Origin of the sequence: Sphingobium yanoikuyae (assembly GCF_013001025.1) — a bacterium.
In the GTDB taxonomy this organism is placed as follows: Bacteria; Pseudomonadota; Alphaproteobacteria; order Sphingomonadales; family Sphingomonadaceae; genus Sphingobium; species Sphingobium yanoikuyae_A.
This window is the reverse complement of the sequence record NZ_CP053021.1, coordinates 5,056,938-5,069,439: the sequence shown is the minus strand read 5'-3', so window position 1 is coordinate 5,069,439 and position 12,502 is coordinate 5,056,938. Positions and strand designations below refer to the sequence as shown.

Sequence of the window (12,502 nt, the reverse complement as noted above, 5' to 3'; positions counted from 1 at the left end):
GGATTTCCTGGGCATGCAACCTATGCGCTTCAAAGAATATTCGATCGTCGCGATCAGCCTGTTCGGCATATCGACTGGCCCGGCGGCCTTCGGCCTTGCATCGATCGGCGTCGTGTCGGAGCCGATGTCGATCGAGTTCGGCTGGAGCCGCACCGCGATCAGCGCGGCGGTCTCGATCATGATGCTGTGCACGGCCGCCTGCCTGCCCATTGCCGGGCGGATCATCGACCGGCTTGGCGCGCGCCGAGTGCTCATTCCCTCGATCCTGCTGCTCGCGCTGTCGATGGCAGGTCTCGCTTTCGTGCAAAGCTATTGGCAGTTCATCGCGCTTTACATCGCCATGGGCACGATCGCGGTCGGCACCAACAGCACCGCCTATATGCGCGTCATCACCAGCTGGTTCGATCATCGCCGCGGTCTTGCCATCGGCATCGCCGGCAGCGGGACCGGGCTGGGTTTCGCCTATGTCCCGGTGTTCACGCAGGCTCTGGTCGAACATTGGGGCTGGCGCGCGGGCTATTTGGGCCTGGCGCTGATCCTGTTGCTGGGCACCCTGCCGCTGGTGCTGCTCGCCATCCATGAGGCGCCCGAGCATGACGCCCCCCATGACCGGCCGGAAGCGCGCGCCGCGCAACAGGGGGACAGCATCCGCGAGGCCATGCGCAAGGCCGATTTCTGGGTGCTGGGTGGCATCTTCGTGGTGCTGGCCTTCGTCCTCTACGGCCTCATTCCCCACCTCGTCCCCCTACTGCAGGACCGTGGCGTGTCGGCGGGCCAGGCGGCGTGGATCGCCTCGCTGTTCGGATCGGCCGCCTTTGCCGGCCGCCTGCTGATCGGCTTCATGGTCGATCAGTTCGACGCGCGCCGGATCGCGGTGATCTTCTTCTCGCTGTCGGCCCTTGGCCTCCTGCTGCTGGCATTGCCGTTGCCGACCTGGGCCTTCCTGCCGGCCGCGCTGCTTCTGGGCGGCAGCCTTGGCGCGGAGGTCGACATGCTCGCCTATCTTACCAGTCGCTATTTCGGCCTGCGCAGCTTTGCACAGATATTCTCGACCCTTTTTGCCGCAGTGATGGTCGCGATGGGCCTTGGTCCCCTGGCCTTCGGCTTCGTGTTCGATATGTCGGGAAGCTACACCGCCATCCTGGCGATCGGCGCCCCCATCTGCCTGGTGGCGGCCGGCATGGTCCTGCTGCTGAGCTCCTATGCCCAGCGCGCCCGTGGCGGGCAGGTCACCACCACCTGAAGGCCACGACATCGGGACACAAAAAAACGTATGGCCCGCCCCGTTTGCAAGTAGGATTTTACGGTGTTCTGATCAGTCTGCGTCAACGTATGCGGTCTCACGGGAGCATCCCGTGGCCAAGATGGACATCCGCACGTCTGGAGCCACAATAAGGGAACCGGCAACAGGTGCCATTTTTTTGCCCGGGCTTTCCAGACGCCGATCGACTGTCAGGCCATCTTCACGATCCTTCCTGCAAACATCGTTGGGCTACGCGCGCAGAAGCACGCAGCCGATCCGTTATGCCGCTGCTGGATAGCCGCGTTCGAAGCTCACTTCTTTGCGAAGGGCTGCCCAAGCGATCCGCGCCAGTTTATTAGCCAATGCGACGACGATTGCGTTGCGATGAACTCCTCGCTCGATCATTCCTGTCAACCAACGTCCCAGCGGGGTTTCGCTGCGCGCCAGTGACGGTAATGCTGCCCGGGCGCCATGGATGAGCAAAGTGCGCAAATAGGTGTTGCCACGCTTGGAGATGCCGAGCAGCCGGGGCTTGCCGCCGGTAGTATGTTGCCTGGGTACCAAGCCGAGCCAAGCACCCAAGTCTCGCGCTTTGGCAAAGCTGCTGGCATCGCCCACGGCTGCAATCAAAGCGGTTGCGTTCAACGTGCCGATGCCGGGGATGGACGTGAGCCGCCGGGCAGCTGCATCATTGCGAGCCAGTTCGACAAACTCGCCGTTCAGTGCCTCGACCTTGGTATCAAGTTCGTGCCATTCGGCGCGCAGTTCACCCACCAGTTGCTTCAAGCGTGGTGATAGGGCCGTATCTTCGGCGGCCAGCATGGCATCAATGCCCAACTCCAGCTTGCGCCGGCCGGCCGGAAAAATGGTCCCCCGCTCCAGGAGGATCGCCCGCAGTTGGTTGATAAGGTTTGTGCGCTCGGCTACCAGGCGGGACCTGACGCGGTGGAGGGTCTGGATGTCCAACTGCTCCTGAGTCTTGAGTTCGACGAAGCGCATAGTCGGGCGCGAGGCGGCCTCGGCAATCCCCTCCGCATCACGATCATCATTCTTCTGCGCTTTGACATACGGGCGTACGTACTCCGGCGACATCAATCTGATTTCGTGCCCCTGCGCGGCGAAAAGGCGACCAAGGTTGTGGGCACCACAGCACGCCTCCATTGCAATCACGCAAGCCGGAAGCTTGGTCACGTAATCGATAAGTGTCTGTCGGCGCATCGACTTACGCACGATGACAGCGCCTGCTGCATCAACGCCTACGACACTGCAGGCATTCTTGCCCAAATCAACGCCAAGGATAACAATAGACATCGGTCCGCTCCTTTCCTTTTCAAGCACCGGCATCATACCTGATGCCGGGGAAAAGGGGCGGGCCATCCCATAAGGGGCGCCAAGGCGCCCCTTTTCCTTTTCCTCCGGTCCGGGCGATCAGGCCGCCTGGGCCAGCGCAGCGTCCTCGATCTGCACGCGGAAACCGGAACGCACCTGCGGATAATAATCCCAGATCGCCAGATGCTGGGTGCAACGATTGTCCCAGAAGGCGACCGAATGCGGTTCCCAGCGGAAGCGCACCTGGAAATAGGCATTCTGAATATGTTCGTAGAGGAAGCGCAGCACCGCCTCGCTCTCGTTCGACGGCAGTTCGTTGATATGGCTGGTGAAGCCCTTGTTGACGAACAGGATCTTCCGGCCCGTCACCGGATGGGTGCGGATCACCGGGTGGACCGCGATCGGATATTGGCCGGTCGGGTCGAAGCGGCCGAAAGCCAGCCGTCCGTCATGGGTCGCGGTCAGCCCCTCCAGATAGGCCTTCATCCGGTCCGACAGCGCATCATAGGCCGCGTACATGCTGGCGAACACGGTGTCCCCGCCCATGCTGGGCAGGGTGTGGAGATAGAGGATGCTGCCCATTGGCGGCTTTGGCGCGCAGGTCATGTCGCTGTGCCATTCCTCGCCCGCGACATGTTTGGAATTTTCGTCGGCATGCAGCTTGCGGACTTCGGGATGATCGGGAAGCCCCTTGAGCGCATGCGCCTGAAGATGACCGAAATGCAGGCCGAGACGCTTGAGCGAGGCCGGGTCTAGCCGCTGGTCGCGGAAGAAGATCACCTGATGATCGGCGATCGCCTGCTGCAGATCGGCCACCTGCCGGGTCGACAGCGGGGCGGCAAGATCGATGCCGGAAATCACCGCGCCGATGCGCGGCGTCATCGGATCAGCGGTGATGGTTTCATAGGCCATGCGGACTCCTTCCTGGTCTGGATTTCGTGGCGGCACCTATAGCAAGGGCGCACGCCGCCGCAAAGCATTGCTTGTATGATTGTATGACATTATTCCTGTCACCCTCTCTGCCGAAAAATGGCGGTCAATCAGGGAAGGACGAAGCATGAAGACAGCGCGACATGGCGGTTTCAGGCGCAAAATAGCGATGATGGGCAGTGGCCTTGCGCTGGCATGGGCGATCGCGCCGGCGGCGATGGCGAAGGATGTCGTGATCCATGCCGGCCATCTGTTCGACGGAGAGAAGCGCAGCCTGCAGGGTGCGTCCTCCATCCTGATCCGCGACGACCGCATCGTCTCGATCGAGCCCGGTTTCGTCACGCCGGCGGGGGCCGAGATCATCGACCTCAGCAAGGAGACGGTGCTGCCCGGCCTGATCGATTCCCACACCCATGTCACCTCGCTGCCGCGCACCGGCAACGGCATTGCCAAGACCATGACCTATTCGCCGCTCGACGCCGTGCTGGCCTCGACGGTCAACACCCGCGCCATCCTTGAATCCGGCGTCACCACGGTGCGCGATCTGGGGGGTCTTTATGGCGGGGACATCGCGCTCAAGGTCGCGATCGAGCGCAACGAGATTGTCGGCCCGCGCATGTGGGTTGCGGGCGAGGCGATCGGCCCGACCGGTGGCCATAATGACTGGAGCCATGGCCTGGCTGCCGACGTCACCCGCCCCGAATTCGGTGCCGGTCTGGCCGACGGACCGGACGCGGTGACGGCGCTGGCGCGCAAGGAGCATAAGCTGGGCGCGACCGTCATCAAGATCATGCCGTCGGGCGGCGTCGTCAGCATGGGCGACGACCCCAAGGCGCAACTGATGACCAATGACGAGATCAAGGCGGCGGTTGATGCCGCCCATGCCCTGGGCCTCAAGATCGCGGCGCATGGCCATGGCAAGGCAGCGATCGACAATGCAGTGCGATTGGGTGTCGATTCGATCGAGCATGGCACTTATGCCGATGCCGAAAGCTGGGCACTGATGAAGGCGCATGGCACCTATTTCATCCCCACCCTGCTCACCACCCAGCGCTTATATGAGGCCGCCTCCACCCGGCCGGAAACGCTCAATCCCTCCACCGTCAAGAAGGTGCTGGCGATGGGGAGCGGCGCACAAAAGCTGACCAATGCCTATAAGGCGGGGGTCAGGATCGCCTTCGGCAGCGACACCGGGCTGGGCGAGAATGTGCAGGAAGCCGCCCTGATGGTGAAGGCCGGGATGAGCACGGTGGACGTGCTGATGGCCGCGACCGCCAATGGCGCCGACCTGATCGGTTCCGACGAGATCGGCAAGCTGTTGCCCGGCCGCTATGCCGACATCGTCGCCGTCGCGGGCGATCCGCTGACGGATATCAGCCAGTTGGAGCGGATCGACTTCGTGATGAAGGGCGGCGTCACCTACAAGCGCGACGGCATGGCCGTGCCGGTGAAGCTGGTCAACCCCTGAGGCTGGACGGACCGGGGCAAGCGCCCCGGTCCACCAACCTATGCCGTCCGGGCAGAGGCCCGAGCCAGATCGAGCGCCACGTCGACGATCATGTCCTCCTGCCCGCCGACCATGCGGCGACGGCCCAGTTCGACCAGTATCTCGCGCGTATCGATGCCGTAATCGGCCGACGCCTTTTCCGCATGGCGCAGGAAACTGGAATAGACGCCGGCATAGCCTAGGCTCAGCGTCTCGCGATCAACGCGAACGGGCCGGTCCTGCAGCGGCCGAACCAGCGTCTCGGCGGCATCCATCAGACGGTAGAGGTCGCAACCATGGTTCCAGCCCTTGCGCGCGGCCGCGGCGATGAAGACCTCCAGCGGGGCATTGCCCGCCCCCGCCCCCATGCCGGCCAGGCTGGCATCGATGCGGATAGCGCCCGCCTGGACCCCGACGATCGAATTGGCGACCCCCAGCGACAGGTTGTGATGCGCATGGATGCCGCGCTGCGTCTCGGGCTTGAGCACGCGATCATAGGCTTCGCAGCGGGCGCGATAGCCGTCCATGTCGAGCGCGCCACCGCTGTCGGTGACATAGATGCAATGGGCGCCATAGCTCTCCATCAACTGAGCCTGCCGGGCCAGTGCTTCAGGATCGATCATGTGGCTCATCATCAGGAAGCCCGACACGTCCATGCCCAGGTCGCGGGCGGCGCCGATATGCTGGCGCGCGACGTCGGCCTCGGTGCAATGAGTCGCGACCCGCACCGACCTTACGCCCAACCCATGGGCATGTTTCAGATCCTCGATCGTGCCGATGCCGGGGATCAGCAAGGTCGTGAGCACCGAGTGACTGAGAACATCGGCAACCGCCTCGATCCATTCCCAGTCGGTGTGACGGCCAAAGCCATAGTTGAAGGAAGAGCCATTGAGCCCGTCGCCATGCGACACCTCGATCGCATCGACCTTCGCCGCGTCCAGCGCGCGGGCAATGGCCTGCACATGGTCCAGCTCATATTGGTGGCGGATCGCATGCATGCCATCGCGCAGTGTCACATCCTGGATGTAGAGCTTCGTTTCGGTGGGATCGAAGAGCATCACACAGCCTCCTGCAGCAGCCGGCGCGCGGCGATCTTTTCGGCGGTCGCCAGTGCGGCCGAGGTCATGATGTCGAGATTGCCGGCATAGGCCGGCAGATAATGGGCCGCGCCCTCCACCTCCAGGAAGATGGTGCTCTTGATCCCCTCGAACTGACCGAGCCCAGGAATCTGCACCGGATTGTTGGCGCCGAAACGCTCGAACTGGACCTGCTGCTAGAGGCGATAACCCGGCACATAGGCTGCCACCCGCGCGACCATCGCCTCCACCGCTGCCGCGATCTCCGCCTCCGAAGCGCCGCTCGACAGCGCGAACACCGTGTCGCGCATCAGCATCGGCGGCTCGGCCGGGTTGAGTACGATGATCGCCTTGCCCTTGTGCGCGCCGCCGACCTCTTCGATCGCCCGTGATGTCGTCTCGGTAAATTCGTCGATATTGGCGCGGGTGCCGGGGCCGGCGCTCTTGGACGCGATGGATGCAACGATTTCGGCATAATGGACGGTCGCCACCGCGGAAATGGCGGCAACGATCGGGATGGTCGCCTGCCCCCCGCAGGTCACCATGTTGACGTTGGCTGCGTCCAGATGGGCGTCGCCATTCACCACCGGGATGACATAGGGGCCGATCGCCGCCGGGGTCAGGTCGATCATCGTCTTGCCTGCGCCTGTGACGATCGCGCTGTGCTGCGGATGCGCGCCGGCGGACGTGGCGTCGAACACCAGGTCAATCTGCGACCAGACATCGAGCCGTTGCAATCCGTCCATCCCTTCATGGGTGGTTGCGACGCCCATCCGCGCGGCGCGCGCCAGCCCGTCCGACTGCGGATCGATGCCTACCAGAGCGCCCATTTCCAGCACATCGGACTGCCGCATGACCTTGATCATCAGGTCGCTACCGATGTTGCCCGACCCGATGATCGCGACCTTCATCCTTTTCCGCGCCACATCGCCTCCTTAGTTGCAAATCTGGCCTGACCGCCTAAACTATGTCATATTGTCATACAATGATGGAATGAAAATCCGATGGAAAAGACTGCGACGATCGGCCTGATCGGCCATGGTGCCATCGGTATGGAAATTCTGTCCGCGCTAGGCCGGATCGGCGAGGAAGCGCGGCTCGCGGCGATATTGGTGCGACCGGGGCGGACTGCGCCGCGGGCCGTGCATGACGCGGCCGGACTGATTGCCGCGCAGCCCGACATCGTGATCGAATGCGCCGGCCATCAGGCGGTCCGGGATCATGTGCCAGACCTGCTGCGTGCCGGAATCGATTGTATCCTCTCGTCCATCGGGGTGCTAGCCGATGCGGATTTTGCCGCCGAACTGGCCGATGCGCAGGCACAGGGCGGCGGCCGCATGCTGCTGCCCGCCGGCGCCATTGCAGGACTGGACGGGTTGGTCGCGGCTTCACTCGCTGGTATCGATCAGGTCCGCTACACTTCCTACAAACCGCCCCACGCCTGGCGTGGTACGCCCGCCGAACAGGCGATCGACCTGGACGATCCGGCCGAGGAGCAGATCTTCTTCGAGGGCACGGCCCGCGAGGCGGCATCCGCCTATCCGAAAAATGCCAATGTCTCGGTCGCGGTCGGACTGGCCGGTATCGGCATAGACGCTACCCAGGTCCGGCTGGTATCCTCGCGCCGGGTCGACGACCCGCTGGGCGTGATCGAGGCAGAGGGGGCCTTTGGCCGCTTTCGCTTCGATATTCTGGCGCTGGCATCGCCCAGCAACCCCAAGACATCGGCACTGACCGGCTATAGCCTGCTGCAATGCGCGCGGCTCGGCGGCGCCTGGCCCGTTACGGAACTCGCATGGGGGTAAGGCTATTTCCCAATTGCGCAATTGGCCGTGATATGACTATCGAACTGGTATGATTGTCTGACCATCGCGTATCGATTGGGGCTGCGTGCGATGGCGTGAGTGAACAGGGGAGCCTGAATTGAATATTGAAGACATGCGCATCGTCGCCAACCCGACACTTGTCCGCGAACATGCGCTGGACAAGCTCCGTTCGGCCATCGCTACTGGCCTGTACCAGCCTGGCACGCGCCTCGTCGAACGGGAATTGTGCGAAGCACTGGGCGTCAGCCGCACGTCGGTACGCGAAGCCCTGCGCCAGCTTCAGTCCGAAAGCCTGATCGAAGCCGGCCCGCGCCGGACCATCATTGTCTCCGTGCTCAACGCCCAGGACGCCTTCGATATCTATTCGCTGCGCGAGATGGTGGAGACCACCGCGATCCGTCGGCTTGTCGAGCGGGACGACAGCAAGGCCGCCAAGCGGCTTCAGTCCGCCTTCAAGGCGATCGAAAAATGCGCGCACAAGGGCGACCTGCCCGCCCTCTCGGCCATGGCCGGCACCTTCTACGAGGAGATATTGGACGGGTCGGGCAGCAAGGTCGTGCGCGATACCGGCCGTCAATTGCTGAAGCGCGTCAGCTATCTGCGCCTCGCCTCCATGTCCGAACCACAGCGCATGGAAAACGGCCTGGCGGAATGGTCCCAGATCATGGACGCCGTGATGAAGCGGGATGCGGACAAGGCGGTCGAAGCGCTGGGCCGGCACATTCGCAACTCGCGCGACGCGGTGGTGCGCAAGCTGCGTGCGGCGGAGGAAGTACCCGCCTGATCGCAAGGTCGATCTTTGTATTCTTTTATGATTGTCATACAAAGTATCCATCGTTACGCTGCCGGGCATGGCAGAGAAAGACAACGCATCTGAGCGGGTAATCATCGTGGGCGCCGGTCCCGTGGGGTCGGTTCTGGCGCTTGCACTACGGCAGCGTGGCATCCCCATTTTGCTGATCGACCAGCTCGCCGCCCCGGAGCGGGATTGCCGTGCGGCCTCCTGCCATCCGCCGACCATCGCCATGCTGGAACAGCTAGGGCTGTTGGAGGCGGGGCTTGAACAGGGACTTGTCTCCCCGGTCTTCCACTATCTCGATCGCGTGACCAGCGAACGGATCGGACGTTTTGCCCTGCCCGAGATGCAGGCGCCACCCGCCCATCCCTATGTGCTGCAATGGGAGCAGTACAAGATTACCGAGACGATCGAAGCGCGGTTGCGGGACGATGCAGGGGCCGAAATCCAGCGTGAAACGACGCTGGTCGACATCACGCAGACGCAGGACGGCGTGATCGCCACGGTGGAGCGCGGCGACGGGTCACGCGACACACTGGCCGGCGCCTATCTTGTCGGCTGCGACGGCGGCCGCAGCACGGTGCGCAAGCTCGCCGGCATTGCATTCGAGGGCTTCACCTGGCCCGAGCGCTTCATCAAGATCGATACGCGGCACGATTTCACCACACTGGGATCGCATATCAGCAACCGCAATTATTTCTCCGATCCCGACGAATGGATGAACCTGTTCATGGCGCGCGGCGAGGATGGTTCGGGCATGTGGCGCGCCGTCAGCCCCACCCTGCCCGACCAGCCGGACGAGGAATTGCTGTCCCCCGATGCGATCGAGGCGCGTCTGCAGAAATTCTGCCCGAAGCAGGGGCGCTATGAGATCGTCACGGTGGCGCTCTATAACGTCCACCAACGCATCGCCGCGACCTTCAACCAGGGCCGTGTGCTGCTGGCCGGCGACGCCGCGCATGTGAACAATCCGATCGGCGGCATGGGGATGAATGGCGGCATCCATGACGCGATGAACCTGGCCGCCAAGCTCGATTCCATCCTGCATGATGGCGCAGCCGCGCAGCCCCTGCTCGACCGATATACGCGCCAGCGCCGCAAGGCGCAGGTCGACGGCGTCCAGGCGCAGAGCATCGCCAACAAGCAGATGCTGGGCGAAAAGGATCCGGAAATCCGGGCGCAGAAGCTGGCGGACGTCCGCCACGCGTCACAGACCCCCGAGCTGCACGATGCCTTCATCCGCCGCGCCTGCATGATCGACAGTTTCGCCGCTGCGGAAGCAACGGAATGACCCAGGAGCCAAAGATGAACATCGCTCGCCACGCCCGCCCTGCCGAGATTGCCGACTGGAGCCTTGAACAGATCATGGGGCGTTATGTCGCCCGTTTCGAGGATCGGGTGCCCGACTGGAACGCTTTTTCCGATGCCAGCATCGAGGGCTATCGCCGTGCCCAGCACCGCTTCATCGGCGCCGGCGCGTCCGGCAAGCATGATGACGAGACGGTGGTGCCGGCCGGCAACTTCACCCTGTCGATCATGCTTGTCCCGCCCGGTCAGGGCAATGCCCCGCACACCCATGAGGTGGAGGAGATATTTTTCATCCTCCAAGGCCGGTGCGTCGTGTTCATCGAGGATGAGGATGGTCGCCGGCTGTCGCGTGAACTGGGCCCGTGGGAAATGATCGCCTGTCCGGCGGGCGTCATCCATGGCTATCAGAATGATAGCGATGAGCCCTGCTATCTGCAGGTCATGCTGGGGCGCGGCCGGCCCGAAGTTGCAGGCTTTGCCGACCAGAGCCTGTTCGAAAAGCGCGAATCCCACCTCTGATTGCGAAATGGACTCCGCCCGCCCCGTGTCGGGAGCGGGCGGAGCGGACCAACCGGCAGGCGCCGCATGCCGTCAGGCGACGTGCAGCTCTACCCCCGCCATGCCGGTCGCCCATTGCGGGATCGGCTCGTAGAACAGGCATTCGCCCTTCGCGCCGGGCATGGCCGCGGCAATCACGATCCAGGCATTGACCTCCAGCCCGCCATTGCCGGCCACGGCCAATATTTCGCCATTGTCGCGCGCGGCCAGAGCATCGACATCGCCCGCCAGCATGTCGCTAAGGAAGGCTGCGTCCCAGGGCTGGTTGATCTCGCCTTCCTGCGGCATGCCGACCCAATGGGACAGACCGCCTGCCCCCAGCAATATGACCCGTGCATCGTCAGGCGTTTCGCTGTCGATGAAGGCGCGCAGCATTTCGCCCAGGCGGCGGCTCTCGATCGGCCCCGGCTCGGGGTAGAAGACGGTGTTCACATAAAGCGGCACCGCCGGAATTTCCCGCCGCGGATCGACAATGCCGAGCGGGATCATCACGCCATGGTCGGGCTGAATATCGTCGGCGGCTGCGACCGCCATGCCTTGCGCCCGCGCATAGGCGATCAGCCCTGCGGCAAAATCCGGCCCGCCAGGCACCGGATCGCGCGGCAGGCCCATATCGCCCAGCGGAACAAAGTGATCGGCCGTGCCAATGGCGAAGGGCGCCGGCTGGCCCAGGCTGAAATTGTTCAGATGATCGCTCGTCACCACGACGATCAGGCTGGGTGCCAGCGCCCGGATGCGGCGTCCGATCTCGCGCATGCCGGCAAAGGCCCGCTCGGCCTGCTCCTCCACCCCGTCCGGCGCGCCCAGTTGGTGCGACATGGCGAATGCACCCACGATCCTACCCATCGGCCAGTCTCCGGTCGAAATAATGGCTCATCGCGAAGAAGGGCATGGTCGGCCGCCCGGACCAGATCAGCCATTTGATCACATAATTGCCATGGACGCCCATGCGCGACAGATCGTCCCTGCTGCCCGATTGCAGAAGGTCGCGGGCCGCATCGCCAATCCCGAAGCGGTCGAACAGTGCATCGGGATCCGCCTTTACCAGCCCGCGTTCGTCGGGGTGGCGCACCAGATATTCGATCAGCGCGTGAACCCCAGCGGGCGGCGCCTGCATCGTCACGGCGCCACGCCCAGGAAGCGGTTGACCGCGCCACAGAAATCCTCCGTCGCCTCGATCATCGCCCAATGGCCGCAATGCGGCACGATATAGCCCCAACTGTTCGGGAAGAGCTCGAGGAAGCGATAGGCGCGCGGCATGATCGACACGCCATCATCCTTGCCGTTGACCACCAGCACCGGATGCTCGATCGTCTTGAGCCGTTCCTCGTCATAATTGAGCGTGCCCTTGCGGGTTTCACCGTTGATGGCGTTGAGCGCGGCGCGCGCGGCATCGTCTTCCAGCAGCTGGAAGCGATATTCCACCATCTCGTCACTGGGCTGGAAACCGGGCGCGGTCAGCCCGCCGATCACCCGGCGCATGCCTTCGCGGGTGAAGTCATATTGCAGATTATGCAGCAGGTGCGGCGATGGCTTTGGCGGAATGGGCAGGCCGGCGCTGCCCATTAGCACGATCCTGGCCAGCAGGTCCGGCCGATCGAGCGCTACGCCGATCGCAGTCGCGCCGCCCATGGAATTGCCGACGATATGGACGCCTTTCAGGTCCAGCGCATCCAGGAAGTCGGCGAGATGCCGGTTGCGGCCCGGTTGGTCATAGACATAGGTTTCGGGCGACGGCTTGTCGGTCTTGCCGAAGCCGATCATGTCAGGGGCGATCACGCGAAAATGGCGCGCGAAGGTGGGAATGCAGTCCTTCCAGTTGCCCCAGCTATCGGCGCCGGCACCGCCGCCGTGCATCAGCACCAGCACCGGACCCTCGCCCGCCTCCAGCCAGTGGGTGCGGACCCCGCCTGCATCGACGAAATGGGATGTGAACACCATCGATTTTCC

At 63.6% G+C, this 12,502-nt stretch carries 12 protein-coding genes and 1 pseudogene; 6 read left to right on the top strand and 7 right to left on the bottom strand.

Going from position 1 to position 12,502, the window contains the following annotated elements:
• Nucleotides 1-22: 22 nt before the first annotated feature.
• A complete protein-coding gene (locus tag HH800_RS24475) occupies nt 23-1,243 on the top strand; it encodes an MFS transporter (RefSeq protein ID WP_169862955.1) in 1,221 nt (406 codons plus the stop codon).
• A 279-nt stretch (nt 1,244-1,522) separates the two neighbouring features.
• On the opposite strand, the gene HH800_RS24470 is transcribed toward HH800_RS24475, so the two are convergent.
• Both HH800_RS24470 and HH800_RS24465 read right to left on the bottom strand, forming a co-directional pair.
• Nucleotides 1,523-2,554 (bottom strand): IS110 family transposase, encoded by a 1,032-nt coding sequence (locus HH800_RS24470; RefSeq protein ID WP_020818605.1) that lies wholly within the window; start codon nt 2,552-2,554, stop codon nt 1,523-1,525.
• A 117-nt stretch (nt 2,555-2,671) separates the two neighbouring features.
• Nucleotides 2,672-3,484, bottom strand: coding sequence for a TauD/TfdA dioxygenase family protein (locus tag HH800_RS24465; protein WP_169862953.1), 813 nt, complete (start codon nt 3,482-3,484; stop codon nt 2,672-2,674).
• 145 nt (nt 3,485-3,629) lie between these two features.
• Here HH800_RS24465 and HH800_RS24460 point away from each other — a divergent pair, with 145 nt between their 5' ends.
• The gene (locus tag HH800_RS24460) at nt 3,630-4,970 is read left to right on the top strand and encodes a metal-dependent hydrolase family protein (protein ID WP_235681968.1); all 1,341 of its coding nucleotides are present in this window, start codon (nt 3,630-3,632) and stop codon (nt 4,968-4,970) included.
• A 38-nt stretch (nt 4,971-5,008) separates the two neighbouring features.
• Here HH800_RS24460 and dmpG read toward each other — a convergent pair whose 3' ends face one another.
• Both dmpG and HH800_RS24450 read right to left on the bottom strand, forming a co-directional pair.
• Nucleotides 5,009-6,046 (bottom strand): 4-hydroxy-2-oxovalerate aldolase, encoded by a 1,038-nt coding sequence (dmpG, locus tag HH800_RS24455; protein ID WP_169862951.1) that lies wholly within the window; start codon nt 6,044-6,046, stop codon nt 5,009-5,011.
• Nucleotides 6,046-6,975: pseudogene (locus tag HH800_RS24450) on the bottom strand (acetaldehyde dehydrogenase (acetylating)). Before HH800_RS24450 ends, dmpG begins: the two are co-directional and overlap by 1 nt.
• 93 nt (nt 6,976-7,068) lie before the next feature.
• Here HH800_RS24450 and HH800_RS24445 point away from each other — a divergent pair.
• The 4 genes from HH800_RS24445 to HH800_RS24430 all read left to right on the top strand — a co-directional run bounded on the left by HH800_RS24445 (nt 7,069) and on the right by HH800_RS24430 (nt 10,513).
• On the top strand, nt 7,069-7,869 hold the full coding sequence (locus HH800_RS24445) for an aspartate dehydrogenase (protein ID WP_169862950.1): 801 nt from the start codon (nt 7,069-7,071) through the stop codon (nt 7,867-7,869).
• 118 nt (nt 7,870-7,987) lie between these two features.
• Entirely contained in the window at nt 7,988-8,674 is a 687-nt protein-coding gene (locus HH800_RS24440; protein ID WP_235681967.1) for a GntR family transcriptional regulator, read from the top strand.
• A gap of 67 nt (nt 8,675-8,741) precedes the next feature.
• Complete coding sequence (locus HH800_RS24435; RefSeq protein WP_169862948.1) at nt 8,742-9,977, top strand: FAD-dependent oxidoreductase; 1,236 nt, start codon at nt 8,742-8,744, stop codon at nt 9,975-9,977.
• Nucleotides 9,978-9,991: 14 nt separating this feature from the next.
• Complete coding sequence (locus tag HH800_RS24430) at nt 9,992-10,513, top strand: cupin domain-containing protein (protein WP_169862946.1); 522 nt, start codon at nt 9,992-9,994, stop codon at nt 10,511-10,513.
• 72 nt (nt 10,514-10,585) lie between these two features.
• Here the strand turns inward: HH800_RS24430 and HH800_RS24425 are convergent, their stop codons facing one another.
• The 3 genes from HH800_RS24425 to HH800_RS24415 are packed head-to-tail and all read right to left on the bottom strand — an operon-like array spanning nt 10,586 to nt 12,493.
• Complete coding sequence (locus HH800_RS24425; RefSeq protein ID WP_169862944.1) at nt 10,586-11,398, bottom strand: protocatechuate 3,4-dioxygenase; 813 nt, start codon at nt 11,396-11,398, stop codon at nt 10,586-10,588.
• Nucleotides 11,391-11,669 carry a hypothetical protein gene (locus HH800_RS24420; protein WP_235682137.1) on the bottom strand — a complete coding sequence of 93 codons (279 nt, stop codon included), beginning with the start codon at nt 11,667-11,669 and terminating at the stop codon, nt 11,391-11,393. The genes HH800_RS24425 and HH800_RS24420 overlap by 8 nt, the downstream gene beginning before the upstream one ends.
• Before the next feature lie 2 nt (nt 11,670-11,671).
• On the bottom strand, nt 11,672-12,493 hold the full coding sequence (locus tag HH800_RS24415; RefSeq protein ID WP_169862941.1) for an alpha/beta fold hydrolase: 822 nt from the start codon (nt 12,491-12,493) through the stop codon (nt 11,672-11,674).
• Nucleotides 12,494-12,502 lie beyond the last annotated feature (9 nt).